Origin of the sequence: Emticicia sp. C21 (genome assembly GCF_003418935.1) — a bacterium.
In the GTDB taxonomy this organism is placed as follows: Bacteria; Bacteroidota; Bacteroidia; order Cytophagales; family Spirosomataceae; genus Emticicia.
This window is the reverse complement of sequence record NZ_QVMT01000021.1, coordinates 42366-64248: the sequence shown is the minus strand read 5'-3', so window position 1 is coordinate 64248 and position 21883 is coordinate 42366. Positions and strand designations below refer to the sequence as shown.

At 38.9% G+C, this 21883-nt stretch carries 15 protein-coding genes and 1 pseudogene; 4 read left to right on the top strand and 12 right to left on the bottom strand.

Annotated elements, in window-relative coordinates; all coding sequences use genetic code 11:
* Window positions 1–1302, bottom strand: a pseudogene (locus D0T08_RS26585) (gliding motility-associated C-terminal domain-containing protein); the annotation flags it as partial.
* 264 nt (window positions 1303–1566) lie between these two features.
* Here D0T08_RS26585 and D0T08_RS26580 point away from each other — a divergent pair.
* From D0T08_RS26580 to D0T08_RS26565, 4 genes are all read left to right on the top strand, one after another.
* Window positions 1567–2358 carry a succinate dehydrogenase cytochrome b subunit gene (locus D0T08_RS26580; RefSeq protein ID WP_116985797.1) on the top strand — a complete coding sequence of 264 codons (792 nt, stop codon included), beginning with the start codon at window positions 1567–1569 and terminating at the stop codon, window positions 2356–2358.
* Window positions 2359–2383: 25 nt separating this feature from the next.
* Window positions 2384–4366: a fumarate reductase/succinate dehydrogenase flavoprotein subunit gene (locus D0T08_RS26575; protein ID WP_116985796.1), complete on the top strand. Its 1983-nt coding sequence runs from the start codon at window positions 2384–2386 to the stop codon at window positions 4364–4366.
* A 39-nt stretch (window positions 4367–4405) separates the two neighbouring features.
* Window positions 4406–5158: a succinate dehydrogenase/fumarate reductase iron-sulfur subunit gene (locus D0T08_RS26570; protein WP_199538234.1), complete on the top strand. Its 753-nt coding sequence runs from the start codon at window positions 4406–4408 to the stop codon at window positions 5156–5158.
* A 194-nt stretch (window positions 5159–5352) separates the two neighbouring features.
* A complete protein-coding gene (locus D0T08_RS26565; protein WP_116985794.1) occupies window positions 5353–5787 on the top strand; it encodes a hypothetical protein in 435 nt (144 codons plus the stop codon).
* Between the two features lie 20 nt (window positions 5788–5807).
* Here D0T08_RS26565 and D0T08_RS26560 read toward each other — a convergent pair whose 3' ends face one another.
* From D0T08_RS26560 to purB, 11 genes are all read right to left on the bottom strand, one after another.
* Complete coding sequence (locus tag D0T08_RS26560; RefSeq protein ID WP_255413533.1) at window positions 5808–6785, bottom strand: bile acid:sodium symporter family protein; 978 nt, start codon at window positions 6783–6785, stop codon at window positions 5808–5810.
* Between the two features lie 87 nt (window positions 6786–6872).
* The gene (gene dnaN, locus D0T08_RS26555) at window positions 6873–7997 is read right to left on the bottom strand and encodes a DNA polymerase III subunit beta (RefSeq protein ID WP_116985793.1); all 1125 of its coding nucleotides are present in this window, start codon (window positions 7995–7997) and stop codon (window positions 6873–6875) included.
* A gap of 181 nt (window positions 7998–8178) precedes the next feature.
* Window positions 8179–9015 carry a phytoene/squalene synthase family protein gene (locus D0T08_RS26550; RefSeq protein ID WP_116985792.1) on the bottom strand — a complete coding sequence of 279 codons (837 nt, stop codon included), beginning with the start codon at window positions 9013–9015 and terminating at the stop codon, window positions 8179–8181.
* Window positions 9016–9043: 28 nt separating this feature from the next.
* A complete protein-coding gene (locus D0T08_RS26545; protein WP_116985791.1) occupies window positions 9044–10540 on the bottom strand; it encodes an NAD(P)/FAD-dependent oxidoreductase in 1497 nt (498 codons plus the stop codon).
* A 190-nt stretch (window positions 10541–10730) separates the two neighbouring features.
* Window positions 10731–12320 (bottom strand): sodium:solute symporter, encoded by a 1590-nt coding sequence (locus D0T08_RS26540; RefSeq protein ID WP_116985790.1) that lies wholly within the window; start codon window positions 12318–12320, stop codon window positions 10731–10733.
* A gap of 249 nt (window positions 12321–12569) precedes the next feature.
* Window positions 12570–13091 (bottom strand): hypothetical protein, encoded by a 522-nt coding sequence (locus D0T08_RS26535; protein WP_147322849.1) that lies wholly within the window; start codon window positions 13089–13091, stop codon window positions 12570–12572.
* Between the two features lie 152 nt (window positions 13092–13243).
* Window positions 13244–15556, bottom strand: coding sequence for a carbohydrate binding family 9 domain-containing protein (locus D0T08_RS26530; RefSeq protein ID WP_147322848.1), 2313 nt, complete (start codon window positions 15554–15556; stop codon window positions 13244–13246).
* Window positions 15557–15631: 75 nt separating this feature from the next.
* Window positions 15632–16585 (bottom strand): D-2-hydroxyacid dehydrogenase, encoded by a 954-nt coding sequence (locus tag D0T08_RS26525; RefSeq protein ID WP_116985787.1) that lies wholly within the window; start codon window positions 16583–16585, stop codon window positions 15632–15634.
* Window positions 16586–16612: 27 nt separating this feature from the next.
* Complete coding sequence (locus D0T08_RS26520; protein ID WP_116985786.1) at window positions 16613–17224, bottom strand: Uma2 family endonuclease; 612 nt, start codon at window positions 17222–17224, stop codon at window positions 16613–16615.
* A 56-nt stretch (window positions 17225–17280) separates the two neighbouring features.
* On the bottom strand, window positions 17281–20226 hold the full coding sequence (locus tag D0T08_RS26515) for a DEAD/DEAH box helicase (RefSeq protein WP_199538233.1): 2946 nt from the start codon (window positions 20224–20226) through the stop codon (window positions 17281–17283).
* Window positions 20227–20436: 210 nt separating this feature from the next.
* The gene (gene purB, locus D0T08_RS26510; RefSeq protein WP_116985784.1) at window positions 20437–21780 is read right to left on the bottom strand and encodes an adenylosuccinate lyase; all 1344 of its coding nucleotides are present in this window, start codon (window positions 21778–21780) and stop codon (window positions 20437–20439) included.
* Window positions 21781–21883 lie beyond the last annotated feature (103 nt).

Below are 21883 nucleotides of genomic sequence, written 5' to 3'. Positions count from 1 at the left end.
GTCAGGAATGTTACAGTCGGGGTATTGTTGCCAGCGTAATTCAACTCCACGCTCTGAATTACGAGCACTTAAACCTTTCGGACGGGGGGGAATCACCCTTATTTCCACTGTTTTAATGTCGGTCATCTGCACTGCCGTTCGTCCGGGAAAGTCTTCTACCTTAAACAAGACACTATAAGGTTGCTCTCTAACGTGTTTACAGTTAGTTTCCCAGGTAAATGTCCCTGAGGCCGGGCTATTTTGTGTAGTATTTAAAGGAGTAAAGGTTGCTTCTTTTGGAAAAACAAACTCTATTGGTCCCTCTGCATCACGGTTATAAACCCCACTATTAGTCGAAATCTTGATTCTATGATTATCCGGGTCTCGGGCTGTTATATTAAATTCTATTTTTTGGCCGGCTTCCACACAAATAGGCGAAGGAGTTGTAATCAAGGGTCGCTTGTTTGGCGTTTCAACTACAATAATCTGCATGTCCCGCGTTATCTCCCCAATTTTGGTATAAGCACCGTTGATACCCTTGCGCCACTCTTCTACAATAAAAGCCACGTTGACCTGATACTGATTCACGGAGAGCCTACCCGGTGCATCCCATATCAAATCACCCGTAATAGCATCTATCTTGAAAGAAGAGGGGCTCAGTCCATCTTCACTTAACCTTGAATCTCCCAATGAAGCAGGGTCTCTATAGCCTGCGGCAAAGCCTCCTACTCCCGTCCCATCACCAAAGTCTCGCTTAGGAGCAGTTAACCGATAAGCCAGACTATCTCCATCCGCATCAAACGCACCCGGATTATGAATAAAGCGTTTCCCAACTCCGGCGGTATCTACAGGGATATTCAATAAAACGGGTGTATTATTCAGACCTAAGGCACCATTTACTACAATGGTAGTTTCTACAAAAAAACTAATCTGGTCAGTAGGACCTTGTAAGTTTACGGTATTGGCATTTCTGTTTGAAATACCACAGGTAATCGTATATCTACCCTGCGCAGGGAATGTAAATGTTGTATCGTATACATTACACATCGTTCCCGAATTAATCAGAAATTTCTTTTTGCGTTTTACATCATATAGGGGTACTCCTGTGACTCCAAATGAAAATTTTACAAAATTGGCTCCCTCATTGGCTTGCACACCATTAATCTGGTCGGTATAGGTAGTTAAGGTTACACGATAAGTAAGTGTAGTTGCCGAAATTCTTTTAGCAGTTATTTCACCGGCACGTAAGTGGGTGGCATTGGTTTTTGTTGCAGCTAATAGGGTAATAATCAAACAAAATAAAGTAAACTTCAACGCTTTCATAAGCTCTTGATTAGGATTGTTGTAAATATAAACGAAAAAACAGCTTATTCGTTGTATATCATTTAATTGTATTTTGAAACATTTAGTAAAATAAATGCTTCTCTATTTTCACTATATGATTATTTAATAAAAAAGGGTATTATTTTTATTGATTCTAAATAGTTTGTGGCTTACTTTTGACACGCAAAAGTAATTGTACTTTTCTAAGTATTTTTCACTATTACTAAAATAGTCAAATTTTTAGTTTTCAAACTGGAATAAAGTATGTCTTGGCTTACAAAAACACTATCAAGCTCCATAGGGAAAAAAGTTCTGATGTCACTCACAGGGCTTTTTCTTTGTACTTTTCTTGTAGTACACCTTTCGGGCAATTTGCAACTCTTTTATAAAGATGGCGGGTATGCTTTCAATACCTACGCGGTCTTTATGACGAGTTTTCCTCCTATCAAGGTTATCTCTTATGCTAACTATTTCTTTATTCTGTTTCACGCATTCTGGGGTCTTTATCTTGAATACCAAAACCGTAAAGCCCGTTCAGTAAGATATGCCGTTGTCAGAAATTCTTCTTCATGGTCAAGCCGCAATATGGCAATTCTAGGAACTGTTCTTTTGGTTTATATTGTTGTTCATATGGGTGATTTCTGGTATAAATACCACAATGAACCACTACCTTATGTACAATATACGTCAGATGTGAGAACAGGGCAGATAGTGGCTAATGAAATGCCTTCGACTTATACACAGGATGTAAAAAAGGTTGAAATAAGCGATTTAGAAACAGGTGTGCATTTAGTGATTGTGAAAGACTTATACAAAGAAGTAGCAAGAGTATTTCAAAATCCTTTGTTCGTATTAATCTACATTGTAGGGATGTTTGCTGTAGCTTTCCACTTGTATCATGGATTCCAGAGTGCTTTCCAGACCCTGGGTTGGAACCATCCTAAATATACTCCGCTGGTCAGGGGTATCAGTACATGGATTTTTGCCATTCTGATTCCTATCGGTTTTGCGGCAATGCCAATTTTCTTTTATGTAAAACATTTAATGGGTAATTGATTCTCAGACTAACAGATATATAGATATGTCCGAAAAAATAAATGCCAAAATTCCCGAAGGTTCAATATCGGAGAAATGGACAAAATATCGTTCTACTGTGCCATTGGTGAATCCTGCCAATAAACGCAGTATAGAAATAATAGTAGTAGGTACCGGATTAGCAGGTGCTGCAGCAGCAGCTACTTTAGCTGAGATGGGTTATAAAGTTAAAGCTTTTTGTTTTCAGGATTCACCTCGCCGTGCGCACTCTATTGCAGCGCAAGGAGGTATCAATGCAGCAAAGAACTATCAGAATGATGGTGACTCTGTTTACCGTCTGTTTTATGATACAATCAAAGGGGGTGATTATCGTGCAAGAGAGGCTAACGTACATCGTTTAGCAGAAGTATCAGGCAATATCATCGACCAATGTGTGGCACAAGGGGTCCCTTTTGCCCGCGAATACGGTGGATTATTATCTAACCGCTCATTTGGTGGTACACAGGTACAACGTACTTTCTACGCCGCCGGACAAACTGGTCAGCAATTATTATTAGGAGCATATTCAGGTTTAGAGCGTCAGGTAGGTATCGGTACAGTAACCATGTACAGCCGCCACGAGATGTTAGAAGTAGTAGTGATTGATGGTAAAGCACGTGGTATTATTGCCCGTAACCTGATTACCGGAGCGATAGAGCGCCATTTTGGCCATGCCGTGTTGCTATGTACAGGTGGCTATGGTAACGTTTTCTATCTGTCAACCAATGCAATGGGTAGCAACGTGACAGCAGCCTGGAAAGCACATAAACAAGGGGCATATTTTGGTAACCCATGCTTTACCCAAATTCACCCGACCTGTATTCCGGTTTCGGGCGACCACCAATCGAAACTGACACTGATGTCAGAGTCATTGCGTAATGATGGTCGTATCTGGGTTCCTAAACAAAAAGACGATAAACGTGCGGCTAATGATATTCCGGAAGAGGAGAGAGATTATTACTTAGAGCGTCGTTATCCGGCTTTCGGTAACCTTGTACCTCGCGATATTGCTTCTCGTGCCGCTAAAGAGCGTTGTGATGCAGGATATGGTGTAGGTACATCTAAAATGGCTGTTTACCTGGATTATGCTTATGCTATTGAGCGTTATGGTAAAATTGAAGCTAATAAGAGAGGGTTGCATAATGCTTCAAAAGAAGAGATAATCGTGATGGGTAAAGCCGTAGTAAAAGAGAAATACGGTAACTTATTTGATATGTATAAGCAGATTACAGGCGAAGATCCATATGAAGTACCTATGCGTATCTATCCGGCTGTACACTATACGATGGGTGGTCTTTGGGTAGATTATAACCTAATGACAAATGTACCAGGTTTATATGCTCTGGGTGAAGCTAATTTCTCTGACCACGGTGCTAACCGCCTGGGAGCATCTGCCCTGATGCAGGGTCTGGCAGATGGTTACTTCGTGATTCCTTATACTATTGGTGCTTACCTTTCAGGTGAAATCCGTACAAAGGCGATTCCTACTGACCATCCTGCCTTTGTTGAAGCAGAAAATAAAGTAAAAGAGCGTATCAATAAATTCTTAACTATCAAGGGTAAACAATCTCCTGAATCATTCCATAAGCGTCTCGGCAAAATCATGTGGGATAAATGTGGTATGGCTCGTAATGCACAAGGACTAACAGAGGCTATCGAAGAGATTCGTGCTTTGAAAAAAGAATTCTGGTCTGATTTACGTGTGATGGGAGATGCTGATGAGTTTAATCCTGAACTGGATAAAGCCGGACGTGTAGCTGACTTTATTGAATTAGGAGAACTGATGTGTCTGGATGCCTTGAACAGAAATGAATCTTGTGGTGGACACTTCCGCGAAGAATACCAAACCGAAGAAGGCGAGGCTATGCGTGATGATGAAAACTATATGTATGTAGCCGCATGGGAATATGAAGGCGATAGCCAATGGACTTTGAATAAAGAGCCATTGATATACGAAAATATCAAAATTGCGCAACGTAGTTATAAATAACGTGTTTATAAAAATATTAAAGTTATGTCAGAAGGTAATATGAACCTCACACTGAAAGTGTGGAGACAAAAAAATGCAAAAGTTAACGGTAGTCTTGAAACCTATCAGGTAAATGGTATCTCAGAAGATATGTCTTTTCTTGAAATGTTTGACGTTTTGAACGAACGCCTGGTTTCGGAAGAGAAAGAGCCTATCGCCTTTGATCATGATTGTCGTGAAGGTATCTGTGGAGCCTGTTCAATGTACATCAACGGTCGCCCTCATGGCCCTTTAGAGGCAGTTACTACCTGTCAGCTACATATGCGCAGTTTCAAAGATGGCGATACCATTGTGGTTGAACCGTGGAGAGCAACGGCATTTCCGGTTGTAAAAGACCTGGTAGTAGACAGAGCTGCTTTCGACCGTATCATTGCTGCCGGTGGATACGTTTCTGTAAATACAGGTAATGCACAGGATGGTAACGCTATCCCGATTCCGAAAGAAGAAGCAGATAAGGCATTTGCGGCTGCGGCATGTATTGGTTGTGGTGCTTGTGTAGCGGCTTGTAAAAATGCTTCGGCGATGCTTTTTGTATCCGCTAAAGTTTCTCAACTAGCGCTATTGCCACAAGGTCAACCAGAGCGTGAAGAAAGAGCTATCAAGATGGTGGCTCAAATGGATGCAGAAGGATTCGGTAACTGTACTAATACCGGTGCTTGTGCTATTGAGTGTCCAAAAGAAATTTCTCTGGAAAACATTGCTCGTTTGAATCGTGAATACTTAGGTTCTAGTATTGCTTCGACTGTGGCATAAGCCCCCTGGCCCCTGAAGGGGAGTGAAGACCAGATTTGGGAATATTATATATGCGAACGCTTGCCATTTTTAGAATGGCAGGCGTTTTTTGTTTATAAATCATAAAAATAATTTTTAGCCAGAGTTATTTATTAATTGGAATTTTGATTAATATTATCCCTGGTATTAATTAACACCATCAAACTCTTTGCGCTATGAATTTGCTCCCTGACGAAAAAGTTATTCTTGAATCTGATACAAAAGAAGTGATTCTGACTTCTCACCGAATCTGGCAAAAAGTAAGCACGTACAGTTCTACAGAAATAAAAAGTATCATGCTTGAAAACATTAGCTCTTACCAAGCCTATCGCCAATCGAATATAATTGTAATAATTGTTGGGTTGTTTATTGGTTTAGTGAGTATGGCAGGGCTCATCGTGGGAGGAACAACAGAAAGGTTTTTATCATTGATTTTTATCTTATTTGTTGCTTCCTATTATGTATGGTCGAAAAAGCGTAAGATAGAAATATCTTCCCCTTCAGCAAATATTGTAATGGATGTTGATAATATGACTCAGAAAGCGAGAAAGCAATTTATGGAAACGCTTGAGAATGCGAGACATAAAAGATTGCTGATGTTGGCTAAATAGAAGATTTCTATTTAGCATCTTTACTCCTTAGCAAACTTCTGCGCCATTACACTCGCAGCAATTAATTGTAAAGCATGATAAATCATTAAGGGTAATAAAATAATACCCACAATACTACTTTGGGTAAATAGTACTTTTGACATGACTGTGCCATGCACTAATGACTTCTTAGAGCCACAAAACATCACGGTTATATTATCCGCTTTGCTAAAGCCTAAAAGCCTGCTTATAGCATTGGTAATAAATATTACTGCAAAAAATAAGCCTAGCAGACCCGCCATTAATAAGATAAGTTCTAGAAACGATAAATCTTTAAATAGATTCAAAGCAAATGATTTACAGAATGAGGTATAAATAATTATCAGGATGACAGACTGGTCGAATGTTTTTAGAGCCGTTTTATATTTATCAGCAAACCAGCCTAAGCGCTTATTGAGTAGCATGCCTATAATTAAAGGTAAGAGTACTTGTAAACAAAGCTTGCCGATGATACTCCAGGCATCAAAATTACCTGTATCTGCTACGATGAATAGCCCGACCCATAGTGGCGTCATGAACAAACCCACCAGACTTGAGATGCTAGCATTAAAGATGGCCGCAGGGATATTCCCATTGGCAATAGAAACCATTACCACCGAAGAGGAAACCGTAGAAGGTAAAGCAGCTAAATAGAATATACCTAACCAGAGTGTCTGATTATCTCCCGCAAATAAGGGTTTTACTGAAAGCGCAATAATTGGGAATAATACAAAGGTTGTCAGTTGAATAACAATGTGCATTTTCCAGTTAGATAAACCTTGTTTGAGTTTATCTGTGCTTAGTTTCAGTCCATAAAAAAAGAAAATGCCCGATACTCCATAATTAGCTATTTCTTCTAAGGAAATAGGCTCTTGCATTAAGCCGAAAGACGGGAAATAATAGGCTAAAATTATCATGACAATAATGGCACCTAGAAACCAGTCAAGGCCAATGCGGGAGAAAAATGTTTTTATATTCACAATGTAGGATTTTAGCAATTAGCAAATTAAACAAAAAGCCCTATAAACCAGATTGATTTATAGGGCTTAGTTATATCTTCTGAGCACTTATGCGTAAGTATTCAACATTACAGGCATAACCAACATCAGGGTATCTTCATTATTTGTTTTTTCTACCGGAATAATCAAGCCTGCGCGATTTGGTTGAGACATTTCCAGAGAGATATTCTTCACGCTCAGGTTATTCAACATTTCTATTAAGAACTTCGCGTTAAAGCCTATTTCAATTTCGTCGCCATCGTATTCGCAACTCAATTTTTCGGTCGCTTCGTTTGAATAATCTAAATCTTCGGCTGAGATTACTAATTCATTAGCCGATATTTTTAAGCGAATCTGATGCGTAGTTTTATTAGAGTAGATTGAAATACGTTTCAAAGTGCTCAATAATTCTGTTCGCTCGATTTTCAACTTATTTGGGTTATTCTGAGGAATAACGTTTTCGTAATCAGGGAAACGTTCGTCGATCAGGCGGCAAATCATTTTGATATTTCCGAAGCTGAAAAAGGCGTTGGAATTACTGAACTCTGCTTTTACAGGCATTACTTCGCCTGGTAAAGAAGATTTCAATAAGTTCAGTGCTTTGCGAGGTAAAATCATCGAAGTATTGTTAGGTGATTTTACATCTTCACGACGGTAGCGAATCAAACGGTGACCATCGGTAGCTACAAAAGTAGTAGCATTATCTGATGCCTGTACAAACACACCTGTCATAGCAGGACGTAAATCGTCTGTACTGGTAGCAAAAATCGTATTAGCAATCGCACAGCCTAAGGTATCTGAATCCATCTCAATGCTGAAATTACGATTCACTTGCGGCACACGCGGAAAATCCATCGGATTTTCACCTGCCAGTTTATAACGACCATTGGCTGTTACTAATTCTGTTCCGAAAGTTTCTTCATCAACATTAATCTGTACTGGTTGCTCCGGTAAGCTACGAAGTGTATCTAATAATAAGCGTGCAGGCACGGCAAAAGAACCCTTATCACGTGAATCAACCTCAAATTCAGTGATCATCACTGTTTGCATATCAGAAGCTGTCACAGTCAGATTACCTTTATCTAATTGAAACAAAAAGTTTTCGAGAATCGGAACGATAGGGTTACTCGCAATCACACCATTAATGGTAGAAAGATGTTTAAGCAGGGCGGATGACGAAACGACAAACTTCATGTGTATATGAGATTTTCTATTAAATGCTTGTTTATCAACTACTTATCATCTAAAACTCTACTAATAGGTTTGGAAGAGGATAAGTCAGCAAAAATAGTAAAAAATCTCCTGTTTTCCAAGTAGAAAACAACAAAAAGCTTGCTGATTTTTCAACCAGCAAGCCCCGTATTTAAGTTAAAAATCAGATGGTGTTTAAGCTTCTTTGCACCCATATTTTGGCCAGCAAAGCAAGCTTGGTTGTATCCGGCACCCGAATACGTTCCTGCTGAATCCGGGCTGCCGAAATTCTTTTTATTCGTTCGAATAATTTTAAGTAATAACAATAAGCTAAGTATACGCCTTTTCTTGCTCCACCCGGCAAACCAAGTATACCGATGTAGGCATTATCAAAATCTTTCTGGATATCTTCTTCAATCTGTTTTTTACCATTCACAGAAAAGTCATTAAAGTCAACATTCGGGAAATAGACTCTACCCCTTTCTGAAAAATCACTTTGAATATCCCTTAAAAAATTAACTTTCTGAAACGCGGCCCCTAAGCTTTGGGCATAGACTTTCAGTTTGTCAAATAGTGCACCATCACCCTCACAAAAAACCCGTAGACACATCAGTCCTACCACTTCCGCCGAGCCATAGATATATTTATCGTAAGCGTTTCTGTCATAGACTTTATTCTCCAGATCCATTTCCATACTTTCCAGAAAAGCCGCTATCAATTCTCGTTCAATGTTGTATTGCTTCACCACCTTTTGAAATGAATGTAAGACCGGATTCAGGCTGATACCCTCTTCGATAGCCCGATAAGTTTCGTCACCATAGCGGCTGAGCAGCGTCTTTTTGTCGAAATCATGGAAAGTATCCACAATTTCGTCGGCATACCGCACAAAGCCATAAATCCCGTAAATCGGGTCATGAAATTTGCGGTCGAGTGTCTGTATCCCTAAAGTAAAAGAGGTACTATAACTCCTGGTAATCAGCTTACTACAACCGAAAGTAGTTTTTTCAAACAGATCGAACATTATTTTTTCATTTAAAAGGTGGGCAATTTTAAGCAATCGTTACTTCTTTCTGTACTTTTCCAAACTCTTTTATTACCTGATTAGCCACTACCAATCCAGAAATTAACGAGGGTGGCACTCCCGGCCCGGGCACTGTTAACTGACCTGTATAATACAGGTTCTTAACTTTTTTGTTTTTCAGGCTCGGTTTCAGAAATGCTGTCTGCATCAGAGTATTCGCCAGACCGTAGGCGTTGCCCCGAAACGAATGGTAATCATTCTTGAAGTCGCTAACAGCAAAACTTCTTTTATAGACTACATGTTTTCTGATGCTATGCCCTACGTACTTTTCCAGACGCTCCATTACTATTTCATAATACTTTTCCCGCACTTCTTCTCCATCAGCCAAATCCGGAGCAATGGGTATCAGAATAAAAAGATTTTCGGCACCCTGCGGCGCTACACTCCCATCTGTCTTAGAGGGTGCCGACACGTAAAATAGTGGTTTTGAAGGCCATTGTGGATGAGTATAGATTTCGTCGGCATGTACGTCGAAATCCTCATCAAAAAACAAATTATGATGTAATAATTTATCTACTTTATAATCAATACCTACATAAAATAATAAAGACGAAGGCGCCATGGTTCGGCTTTGCCAATAGCTCTCACTATAATTTCTATGGGCTTCATCAAGCAATTTACTTTCAATATGATGGTAATCTGCTCCACCAATCACAATATCTGCTTCATACTCGCCATTAGCCGTTACTACTTTTCTGGCTGTTTTATCGGCAACCTCAATTTTTTTTACCTCCTCGTTAAGTTTAATAATTACCCCTTTCTCCTCTGCCAGCTTCACCATCGCTTTTATTATCTCATGCATACCCCCCATCGGATACCAGGTGCCTAAAGCTATTTCTGCATAGTTCATCAAACTATATAGAGCCGGTGTATCTTTGGGTGTGGCCCCTAAAAATAGAATCGGAAACTCCATTAATTGCAGTAGCCTCCTGTTTTTAAAAAACTTTCTTATATACCTGCCAAATGAAGCAAACAAATCTAAGCTCAACGCCTTTGATACCAGTCGGAAATCAAAAAATTCGGTAATTGATAAACTTGGCTTCCAGACAAACTCCCCAATGCCTACCTCATATTTATACTTCGATTCCGCTAAAAATGCTTCTAATCTCTTACTGCTCCCCTTTTCTATACTGTCAAATAATACTTTTAATTCTCCCAGATTTGCTGGTAAATCGACATCTTCATTCTCGCTAAAAATAACTTTATAGGATGGATTCAATCTTACAAGATCGTAGTAATCACTTACTTTTTTACCAAACTCAGCAAAGTAGCTTTCAAATACATCAGGCATCCAGTACCAACTCGGGCCCATGTCGAAGGTAAAACCTTTTTCTTCAAAAACTCTGGCTCTTCCTCCGGCCATTGTGTTTTTTTCCAGGATTGTTACCTCATACCCTGCATCTGCCAGTTTGGTTGCTGCTGAGAGTCCTGCAAAACCTGCTCCTATTACTATAGCTTTATTCATATCCAAAAGACCTCTCTTTGCTAATTAAATGTATAAACTTTATTTGTTTAATTTTGTTCAAGAAAGATTAAACAAAATTAAAATAATTTTTAATATTCTTGAAATTTACGTCAAGATGTTAAAATCAGATTCAATTAAAAAGCTGTTAAGACCGAAATCTTAACAGCCTAAAGAGTGATGGAGAATCCTACTATCTATAAATCCAGACGACTATGGCTGTGATAATGAGCGAGATAAGTGCCAATACCCGATAGTTTTGATGCCACGGCAAACCTTTTAAGCTAGCGGTATCGGCATCGTAAATTTTCTGGGTATATATCATGCCTTTTATCTTCTCATAATCGGGTTTAGGGGTTAAAACGCTGAACACCATCGTGACTAACCCGCAAATAATCAATAGGATTGGTGGCGCTACTAAAAAATGAAATGAGCCTAAGAAGCTTGTTCCGGGTGAAATAACCGTCCAGACAGCCAAGGCGAAACCTACCATTAAACCCGTAAAAGCACCTGTGCCATTCGTACGCCTCCAGAATAAACCGAGCAAAAAGACAGCTACTACCGGAGGGCTTATCAAGCCTAATATGCTTTGCATATAATTCATCAGAGAGTCAAATCGAGCTATTTGAGGAGACCAGAGTACGGCTATCAGAACAAACACCAGTGTAGCTATTTGTCCGGCTCGCACCAAGGCTTTCTCTCCCATATCAGGCCTTACTTTCTTTACAAAATCCATCGTTACTAAAGTAGAGGCAGAATTGAGCGTGGCAGAAATAGCACTTGCCATAGCTGCTAAGAAACCTGCTACTACTAATCCTATCAATCCATGAGGCAAAAGGTTAAATACCAATGTTGGGAATGCCTGATCGGAGTTAGTCATTTCCGGAAACAATTTCAAAGTAGCAATACCCGGAAGAACTAATAAAAACAGAATAGGAATTTTGAGAACGCCTGCAAATAAAGCGCCTTTGCGTGCTTCGTCTACACTTTTAGCACTTAGTGCACGTTGCACAATAAACTGGTTGTTACACCAGAAATAAAAGCCTAATAGAGGCACTCCAAAAACTAATCCCTGCCAGGGCATATCAGGATGATTGGAGGGCAATATCAGATGCATAAAAGTCGGGCTTTTAGCATTCGCAGTCTTTACAATTTCCCCATATCCACCTGCTTTGATATAAGTAATGGTCGCTACAATTACAGCTGATATGAGTAAGATAATGGTATTCAATACCTCTGTTTTCATTACGGAAGAGAGTCCACCTAAGACTGTATAAGAAGCAGCAAATAAAGCCAAAGCTGCAATGACTAAAACGGTAGGCACTTCGGGATAAACGAGTTTCACAATTAATGCCCCGGCAAACAAAGTACCTGCGGTATCAATAAAGATATTACCCACTAAGGTAATGAATGAAAAATAATACCTCGACCGGCTATCGAAGCGTTTTTCAAGGAATTCAGGCATCGTATAAATGCCTGTCTTTAGGTAAAAGGGAAGAATAAATACACAAAAAAAGGCTAATACAACAGTTGCCATCCACTCGTAATTATAGAAAGCGATACCGCCTTTGGTAGCACCGCCTGTAATGGCTACTAATGAATTGGAAGAGATATTAGCGGCAAACATGGATAGACCAATCGTAAACCAGGTCATATCCCGACCGCCTAAAAAGTACTCGTCGGAACTACCTTTTTTTCCGCTACGGATACCGTACCAGATAATACCGACCAGATAAAATATAATGATACCCAGATCGATCGGGCTTAAACCAAATTGATTCATTGTACAAAAGTTATTAGTTTGGGTATAAATAATAGGAGGTAATCTATTGAGTGATTTAGTGATTGTGTGGATGAGTGATTAATTATCAACTAGCTAATCACTCATTCACTAAATCGCTCAATCCTCAATTAGACTTGTACAAATAAGAGAAAAAAATTGATTTTTTAAAATTTATCTTCCCAGTTCAGGCATTAAAAAAGGGCAGAGAAATACTTTCCTACCCTTTTGGTACACTCTCATTTATTTAAATTAAACAGTATCTGTTTCTTCTTCGTACGAATCCTCATCAGTATTATACGTCTTCGGGGTCGGCTGCTGCTTATCTTTTAAATTATTATTATAATAGCGGTCATTGTCATTATACCGACGGTTTCTATCCTCGTCATCATATCTTCTGTCTCTAGTATCATACTCACCTCTGTATCTTCTGTCGTCGTAGTATCTGCGGTCTCTATCGCGATAATAGTTATCATCGCTCCAACGGTGGCAACGGTCATTACAATCGTATCCCCGGCGGTGATAATGACGCCAGCCCATTCCTCCACCAATAATAATTGGAGGCGGTACTACATATACTCTTGGACGATAACCCCATGAAAAACCAATGACTGGCGGTGGTACAATAATGCGTGGAACAATGACACGCGGCATAACTCGTACATAAGGTCGAGGCGGAACGTATCGATACCTGTATCCACGGCGTTGCGCGTTGGTTTCGGTAACGAAAAGCATGCAAAACAAAACAAGAATGGCAAAGGCGTTACGTTTCATAGTATTGTTCATTTTTGTTAATGATGCACTTACATACACAAAGGTTGCATACATATAGATTTTTAACAAAGACAAACAAAAATGGTCTTACCCCTATGCTGATAAGAATTTAAAAAATGCGGACTACCAAAATCGCGAGTTTTATAAGCTGTCTAAATATTCAGCCAATAAGTCATTTTTAAAATCAAGGCTCTGTTCTTAGGCGCCCAGGCATTTACGTAGTAGCTGGTAATATTTTCGGCAAAATAATTATCCGTATAAACCAGGAATACATCACTTACCGGACGGAATCTCCATTGCAGGCGTGAGTTGATATTAATATTATTGGTCTGTGTATTATACTGGAAGAATGTACTGAAAAACAGGCTTTTTGATACTGTCAATTCAGCTCGTGGACCTAATAACCAGTATTGCACACTATTATAGGGTGCAGGCAGGTTAATTTTAGTATAATTACAATCGAGCGTAAAAATGCCATAAGGCTGAAAACGATAGGCAATGCTGCTCTCCCATATACTGGCTTTGCCATTAAAGTATTTTCCGGTGCTAAAATCAAAAGTGCCTGTCAGACTATTTCGCTGACTACTCTCATAACCTATATTAAAGAATCTAGAGCGGTAGTCGCCGACGGGCAGTTCAACTACATTCTTATAGGTATCAGGATTCGGATTATCGCTGGCATTGGTAGGGTCGAAACTGGCGAACAGGTGTGTGAAACTCCAGCTATAGGCAATATAGGCTTCATCCCCTGCGGGACTGTTAGCAAATATAAAGATATTCGACTCGCTATCTAATCGTTTTCCTTTCAAATCAAATACGTCGCTTCCCTCTGTACCAATACCATAGGCGTTAATATACTTCGCAATAGATGCAGATTTTGGATTTAATATGAAAGTAGCAGGTCGATACAATTGCCAGATGCCTGTACGCGGTACAAACCCAATATCAGCCCGATAGTTTTCTCCGATGCGTTGTACGCCAAAATTCAGTTCAATATTCGGGTGCTTATAGCCCATAAAATGAGCGGCACTTCCGGCATCCTTTTTCCCATCTGGCGAGAAAGACTGGTGATAATACGTTTCAACCTCGAAACGACTATCTTTTGAATAATAGTTAAACTCCAATCCGCCTACCCTATTGTACTTACGATAGTTCTGTGTTTGTTGTTCACTTAAATTTCCAAAAAGGTTTTCCTTATTGGTAAAAATACCTCCTATAGTTGAGCGGGTGAATATCTTTCTTTGAAGTGTAGCTACTGAATAATTAGCCGCTGGTAAATAAGCATCATTCCCAAAATTCACTTTTCTGGTTTGCATATTCATTAAGCCAATGCGCCACTTATCATTCAGTTTCCCACTTAAACGGGCACCTGCCAATATAGGAACCTGCTGATTTAAACCTGTGTTAGGATTACGGGTAATGCCAATCCGGCGAGAGAAAAAAGGGCGAGTATCAGGGAAACCAAAAGTACCAAAGAGGTCATTGTTTTCTAAAAAAAACTGACGTCTTTCGGGGAAAAACAATTCAAAACGGCTCAAGTTAGTCACCTGCTTATCTACCTCAACCTGTGAAAAATCAGGGTTGACTGTTAAGTCCAGATTCAGAGATGGAGTAACGGCTACCTTGGCATCTAAACCAATACCTTTAGGGTAATCAGAGGTAGTACCCAAAGGTTTTAAATCCTCCTCATTTCTCGGGAAATCCTTTTGAGCAGCTAATGAAACATAAGGGATTAATGAGACGTTAGCACCAGGCTTTGGAGGGCTCTCATCCCAAATCATTAAGCCTGTAAAAGCTAGATTGCTTGGTGGGAAATTACGAGGTACAGGACTCCAACTCGATTGCTCGTTTCTTTTTAATACATTTCTGGTAAAGTTTACCCGCCAAGTATTCTGGTCTTCAGCTACTTTGTAACGAATAGTTTTAAAAGGAATCGCCATTTCGACTACCCAATAATCATTATAGTTACGTACCTGTGAATACCACTTATTATCCCAATAATTGGAGATTTCTCCACCATTAAAAATCAACCCCTCCCGTTGCACACCATAAGGATTAGTCACAAACTGAAAAGCATTCAGGCGGTCTTTGAATGTATCTATGTTTACTACAAACACATCGCTTGTGCCTGGCTCAAAATCCCGTTTTAGCGAAGCAATGGTGTAAGTACTACGGGGTTGGTAGCAGATAGCCCCTACATACAAAAAATTATTATCAAAGGCTACGCGAACCTCAGTCTGTAATTGGGCAAAGGAAGAATCATAAGGACGATTAAGAAAAAAATCTTTGGCAATATCGGCAGTCTTCCAGATTTCTTCTTCTAAAAGACCATCCAGTTTGATTGGAACGGCGGATTTTTTAATGTGGATACTGTACTTTTCTTCGTTTGAGATTTTGTTGTCTTGCGCTAATAGGTTACTCATTACGCATAGGATGGCTCCTATGGTAGCGTAAAGTTTTTTCATAAAAAAATTAATAATACGGATAGTACTTCTTATTACATGAGTACAGGTGAAAAAGTTGCAGTTCTGTGTGAAATATTAAGAAACTACATTGATAGGTGAGCCATTCTGATAGGCTTTGATGTTCTCAATTGTACCTTTCAGCAACAATTTCCGGGCTTCTACACCTGCCCAGGCAATATGCGGGGTAATGATACAGTTTTTGGCAGTCAATAGCGGATTATCCTGCGCCGGAGGTTCGGCAGAAAGTACATCTAAGCCTGCACCTGCAATTTTACCTGCATTTAAGGCATTTGCTAAATCGAATTCATTGAGTAAACCACCACGGGAAGTATTGATTAGAATTGCCGAAGATTTCATTAATGCCAAAGAATCTTTATTGATAAATCCCTGATTATCGGCAGTCAGAGGACAATGCAGGCTTACAAAATCACTTTCTTTCAGCACTTTTTCTATTTCGCATAGTTCTACCCCTTCCATGCCACCACTAGTCAGGTCTCTTTTATTGGCGAGAATTTTCATACCAAAGCCTAAGCCAATATTTGCTACTTTTTTACCAATATCCCCAAACCCAATAATGCCTAAGGTCTTCCCTTCTAATTCAACCAGAGGATTTAAATAGAAACACCAGTCAGCAGAAGAAGGCCAAGTTTTGTCAATGTTTTCAGCATGCTCCGCTACTCTATTAGTGAAGCTTAATAGCAAAGAAAAAGTCAATTGTGCAACGGATGCCGAGCTATAACCTTTTACATTGGTAACAATTACCCCATGTTCTTTAGCTGCGGCCACATCAATAATATTATAGCCTGTAGCCGTCACACCAATATATTTCAGATTAGGTAACTGGCTGATAATTTCACGATTTAGCTGGCATTTATTGGTTAATATGACTTCTGCGTCTTTGGCAAGTTCAATAATCTGGTCTTTAGGTGTGCGGTCATAAAGGGTTACATCGCCTAAAGTATTGAGTATAGATAAATCTAAATCTCCGAGGGAATTGACCGTGTAGGCGTCGAGGTAAACGATTTTCATTAGGTTTGTTGTAAGGTTGATGAAGTATTAAGGTTTTACACCCTCGTCAGCAAGGAACTGACCTATATTAAAAAATTCATTATCAAATAGTTCAATTTCCTGATTCCAGTCCTTAGTAATCCAATCCTGGTCTTTCATGGCTATCATTACTTTTTGATGTTTAGTAAAAATCCAGAATACTTTTTCTACACCAAAATCAAGTAATTTATGGGTCTTTGTGAAAACATAGCCGAAATCCTTTTCATCAGATAAATCTACTCGAATATCTATTTCTATAGCTATTTTAGGAGCTACCTTTACATAATGAATATTGATTTTCTCAGGAGGAAGTTTTGATTTTTCATAAATATAAATATCGCCAGATAGATTGTTATTAGTATCTAAGTGCGTGCCTATTTCATTAGTTAGGAAAATATACTTAATACTGTCTAACTTGGCATACAATACTTTCAATAGATAATAAATAATATACGATTGTAAGCCACTTGCACCCATGATTTCTTCAACAGTTTTTTTATTGGACAAAACATCTTTATAACCTTCGTAATAAAAAGGCTTCCCGTCTATTATCTCATAAATAAGACTTTCTGGTATATGTTTGGCTTTAGCCCTCTTCGGATTCTTTTCTATACTAACCATACCTGTAGATTTATGAATCGAAAATAGTTATTTTTTTACTCTATTCAAAAACTATTCTACTCCAACAATTTAATAATATCCTCTTTCGACAACGATTTTACAAAGGTCTCCTCAGTAGTAATCAGGTTATCGAATAGCTTCCGTTTGTTTTGCTGCAAGGCCAGAATCTTTTCTTCTACCGAATTACGGGTGATAAACTTATAGGTGAAAACTGTATTCTGCTGACCTATTCTATGGGCTCTGTCCACCGCTTGCGCTTCAATTGCCGGATTCCACCACGGGTCTAATAAGAAAACATATTCTGCGGCTGTCAGGTTAAGGCCTAGCCCTCCGGCTTTTAGTGAAATCAGGAATATTTTAATGCTTTTGTCATTCTGAAAACGGTCAACCTGTTCTTGTCTGTTAATGGTTGAACCATCCAGATAGCAGTAAGGAATATTGTTTTCATCCAGATAATGTCTGAAAATAGCCAAGTGCTTCACAAATTGGCTAAAAACCAGCACCTTGTGATCTTCTTCAATAATTGTCTCTAATTTCTGGAAAACCTCTTCATCTTTACCTGAATTTCCTTTATAGCCTTCATCAATCATCACAGGATTATTAGCCAATTGGCGGAGTTTAGTTAAACCCTGTAATACCACCATCTGTGATTTAGCCAAACCATCTTGTTCTATCTGTTCTAAAATGATATTGCGATAATAAGATTTGGCTTCCTCGTAGGTTTTTTCCTGCTCTTCGGTCATGTCGCAATAATGCACGCTCTCTACCTTTGGTGGCAGTTCAGTAGCCACTTGCGATTTATGTCTTCGAAGCATGAAGGGTTTTATGAGGCTATATAAATGCTTAATCTGCTTTTCATCCTGATGCTTTTCAATAGGAACCTGAAACTCGTTTTTGAAGAAACTTTGGGTACCTAAAAGCCCCGGATTAATAAAGGTCATTTGTGTCCACAAATCCATTGTACTGTTTTCTAAAGGCGTACCTGTCAGAATCAGACGATTGGCACTATTCAATTGCATCACTGCCCTTGATATATTAGAAGTGGGGTTTTTGATAGATTGTGATTCATCCAGAATTACGTAATGGAATCGATAATCTTTAATGAAATCTATATCAATTCTGACTATTCCATAAGAGGTAAGAATCAAGTCATAATTATCAAATTGCTCGGTGTTCTTTTCGCGATACGTACCAGTATATACAAATGTTTTCAGATCAGGTACGAATTTCTCAATCTCCTTTAGCCAGTTATAAACCAATGATGTTGGCATAATCAGCAAGCTTGGATGTTGAGCAAGCCCCAGCTCTTTTTGTGATTGCAGAAATGCCAGTGTTTGAATGGTTTTTCCTAGACCCATGTCATCAGCCAGGCACCCACCTAACTTGTATTCAGATAAGAATCTTAGCCAATCATATCCGGCTTTTTGATAAGGACGAAGCGTGGCTAATAGTCCCTGTGGTGTAGGATATTGATTAATCTTCTCAAAGTCCCTCAATTTTTCGAGTTTTCTGGTAATAACAGAATGAGCCAAACCCTCATTGGTTAAATCCTGGACTAAAACCAGATGATGTTTTTTAAGGATAATATCGTCATCGATTGTGTTTTCCACAAAACTGAAAAGCTCTGAATAACGGGTAAACCATTCCTCCGGAATTACCGCAATCTGTCCGTTAGGCAAGGTAAACTCACGTTTATTCGCCATAATCAGATTGCGGAGCTTCAGAAAAGGTATTTCGTATTCTCCAAAACGTACTTTTGCCTGAATATCGAACCAATCGTTCTTTTCTTCAATCTTTATTTCAATGGCTGAATATCCCAGGAAATACTGTTTCTGGCCCTGGCTATTTTCTTCCTGTTTAACCTCGAAATTATTATTCTCCAACAAAGTAGCATGACTTTGCAACCATGAGAATGCCTGTGCTTTGGAAAATGATAATCGCCCTTGACGTAGGTCTAATCCCCATTCTTTCAACAGGTTTATCTGATAACGCTCATAAACCAAATCACGCTTTACTTTATGGAAAATCCAGTCGTTACCATTTTTTTCTACATTCACATATGCCTCAGCCGAAAAACTATCAAACCGGAATGTATAATTGCCATACTGAAAAGCCAGGTCAAAAACTATCTTGCTCTCTTTATCCTCTTTTTCTTCCTCGTCTTGGTCAAACATGGTTGCCATTACTTTCTGATTACTATTCACTACCTCGGCAATAGTTAAAATCGGTCTTGAAGTATGTCTTTCGAAGCGTATCTCAAAGCCCTGAGCAAATACATCAAACTGGGCAATAAGCGGCGCAATGAATTTCTGATAATAAGTCTCCTCAATATTGCGTGGAATGATGATATGATTTTTATTCAGGAATGGTCGTAGTTTCTTACCATCTACGTTTTTCTCAAAATGATACAGTTTATTATCAATGAGCAACCAGGCAGGCTCTTCGCATAAGACACTGGCATTTTTGAATTGAAACTGTACTCTTTCTCCCTCACATTTAATAGTTGGGAAATAGTGAGTGTTTTCTTCGTTACGGATAAAATTAAAAAATACCTTTGCCCCTTCCTGTATCATCTTCACCGATTTCCAGGTTGGCTCACCATCAGTACCCATGATAAATACCTGCTTGTTGAGCAGTTTTTCTAAAATCTGGGAGCGATGTTTCTCCATATAGCTGTGAAGTGTTTCCTGTAGAAGTTTGTCACCCTTGTCGGCATCAAACACTTTCAGGAAAAAATCCAGCGTACTTATTTTTCGTTGATTAAACTTTTTGAGTACTGTTTCTTGCTGAATGGCGTCAATGAGCTTTACCAATTCGAAATCCGTGGTATCTAAACGTTCGGAGAACTCGCGGATATTTTTTGAGGAAACATTCTGATTCAGTAGCGTGAGTTCGCCCTTTCCATTGAGTTGAACGATAAAAGCTTCGAACAGGAAGCCTAAATATTCGTGTTCGAACAATGAATAAACAATCTCAAATGGTTGTTGAGTAGATACTTTCATGTTTACAAAATATGAAGCCCTGCCAGTAGGATGTTTGGGAGAAACTTTTCTTATCTGTATCATGGCTTAGACTTTGGCGGTAGTACAAACTACAAAAATGATGATAGATTAGCTGATTTGCAAGCAAACCCGCGTATAAAAAATGTAGCAACACGATTACTCATGCTGCTACTGGTAAAGGGAAGAAAGATGAGGTTGTTTCTTAAAATTCTAGATACCTGTATAATTAAATGGAGTGATACGACGAAGCTCATATTTTACTTTTTCGCCTACGTCGAGCGTATCAATAAACTCCTTTATTTTCTTTTCTGTAATTTTCTCATTGGTACGAGTCAAAGATTTAAGCGCCTCATATGGTTTCGGGAAACCTTCTCTTCTTAAAATGGTCTGGATTCCCTCTGCTACTACCGCCCAGTTTTCTTCCAGATGGTGGTCGATAGCTTCTTTATTCAACTCTAATTTATCCAATCCTTTTAGCAGCGATTTCAGTGCAATAACTGTATGAGCTACCGGTACACCTAGATTTCTTAAAACCGTAGAATCTGTCAAGTCTCTTTGCAGACGTGAGATAGGCAATTTGGCTGAAAAATGCTCGAACAAGGCATTGGCAACACCTAAGTTTCCTTCGGCATTTTCAAAATCAATCGGGTTTACTTTATGTGGCATAGCCGAAGAACCAATCTCGCCTGCTTTGATTTTCTGCTTGAAATAGCTCATCGATACGTATGTCCAGACATCGCGAGAGAAATCAATCAGAATATTATTGATGCGTTTGATATTATCGCTCAACGCCGCCAACATATCATAGTGTTCAACCTGTGTAGTTTTCTGGCTACGATACAAACCTAATTGCTCATTGACAAATGTATTTCCAAAAGTAACCCAATCAGTTTGAGCATAAGCTACATGGTGGGCATTAAAATTGCCCGTAGCACCGCCAAATTTTGCTGAATATGGGATTGTCTTCAACAATTCAATCTGTTTTTCGATACGCTCACAAAAAACCAGTATTTCTTTCCCTAAACGGGTTGGTGAGGCTGGTTGTCCGTGGGTATGTGCCAATAGAGAAATGTCTTTCCATTGTTCGGCTAAAGCATAGAGTTTCTCTAAAATTTGCGCGAAAGTTGGTAATATATTCGCTTCAACTGCTTCTTTTAATGAAAGCGGAATAGCTGTATTATTAATATCCTGTGAAGTAAGACCAAAATGAATAAACTCGGCATATTGGCTGATACCTAGTTTTTCAAAAGCTTCTTTAATAAAATACTCAACTGCTTTTACATCGTGATTAGTCGTTTTTTCGATTTCCTTGATTTTAAGCGCATCTTCTTCCGAAAAATTCTGGTAAATAGCTCTTAAATCTTTGTAGAGTGATTTCTGAAAATCAGCCAATTGAGGTACTGGCAATTCAACTAAAGCAATAAAGTATTCAATTTCTACCCGAACACGGTAATATATCAAGCCAAATTCTGAAAAATATTTCGCTAAGTCTTCCACTTGTTTACGGTAACGACCATCAACAGGAGAAATAGCAGAAAGGGTATTTAAAATCATAAAATTATAGTTTAAAGTGTAGCCAATACTCTTATGGCAGAGATTTCATTTATTAAGATAGCTACATCTATAGTAAGTGTATTTATATGAAGTGGATAAAGAC

Bases quoted from the DNA above. Each gene is read 5' to 3' on its own strand.
- D0T08_RS26580 (WP_116985797.1), top strand. From the start codon at position 1,567: ATGTCTTGGCTTACAAAAACACTATCAAGCTCCATAGGGAAAAAAGTT.
- D0T08_RS26575 (WP_116985796.1), top strand. From the start codon at position 2,384: ATGTCCGAAAAAATAAATGCCAAAATTCCCGAAGGTTCAATATCGGAG.
- D0T08_RS26570 (WP_199538234.1), top strand. From the start codon at position 4,406: ATGAACCTCACACTGAAAGTGTGGAGACAAAAAAATGCAAAAGTTAAC.
- D0T08_RS26565 (WP_116985794.1), top strand. From the start codon at position 5,353: ATGAATTTGCTCCCTGACGAAAAAGTTATTCTTGAATCTGATACAAAA.
- dnaN (WP_116985793.1), bottom strand. From the start codon at position 7,997: ATGAAGTTTGTCGTTTCGTCATCCGCCCTGCTTAAACATCTTTCTACC.
- D0T08_RS26550 (WP_116985792.1), bottom strand. From the start codon at position 9,015: ATGTTCGATCTGTTTGAAAAAACTACTTTCGGTTGTAGTAAGCTGATT.
- D0T08_RS26545 (WP_116985791.1), bottom strand. From the start codon at position 10,540: ATGAATAAAGCTATAGTAATAGGAGCAGGTTTTGCAGGACTCTCAGCA.
- D0T08_RS26540 (WP_116985790.1), bottom strand. From the start codon at position 12,320: ATGAATCAATTTGGTTTAAGCCCGATCGATCTGGGTATCATTATATTT.
- D0T08_RS26535 (WP_147322849.1), bottom strand. From the start codon at position 13,091: ATGAAACGTAACGCCTTTGCCATTCTTGTTTTGTTTTGCATGCTTTTC.
- D0T08_RS26530 (WP_147322848.1), bottom strand. From the start codon at position 15,556: ATGAAAAAACTTTACGCTACCATAGGAGCCATCCTATGCGTAATGAGT.
- D0T08_RS26525 (WP_116985787.1), bottom strand. From the start codon at position 16,585: ATGAAAATCGTTTACCTCGACGCCTACACGGTCAATTCCCTCGGAGAT.
- D0T08_RS26520 (WP_116985786.1), bottom strand. From the start codon at position 17,224: ATGGTTAGTATAGAAAAGAATCCGAAGAGGGCTAAAGCCAAACATATA.
- D0T08_RS26515 (WP_199538233.1), bottom strand. From the start codon at position 20,226: ATGAAAGTATCTACTCAACAACCATTTGAGATTGTTTATTCATTGTTC.
- purB (WP_116985784.1), bottom strand. From the start codon at position 21,780: ATGATTTTAAATACCCTTTCTGCTATTTCTCCTGTTGATGGTCGTTAC.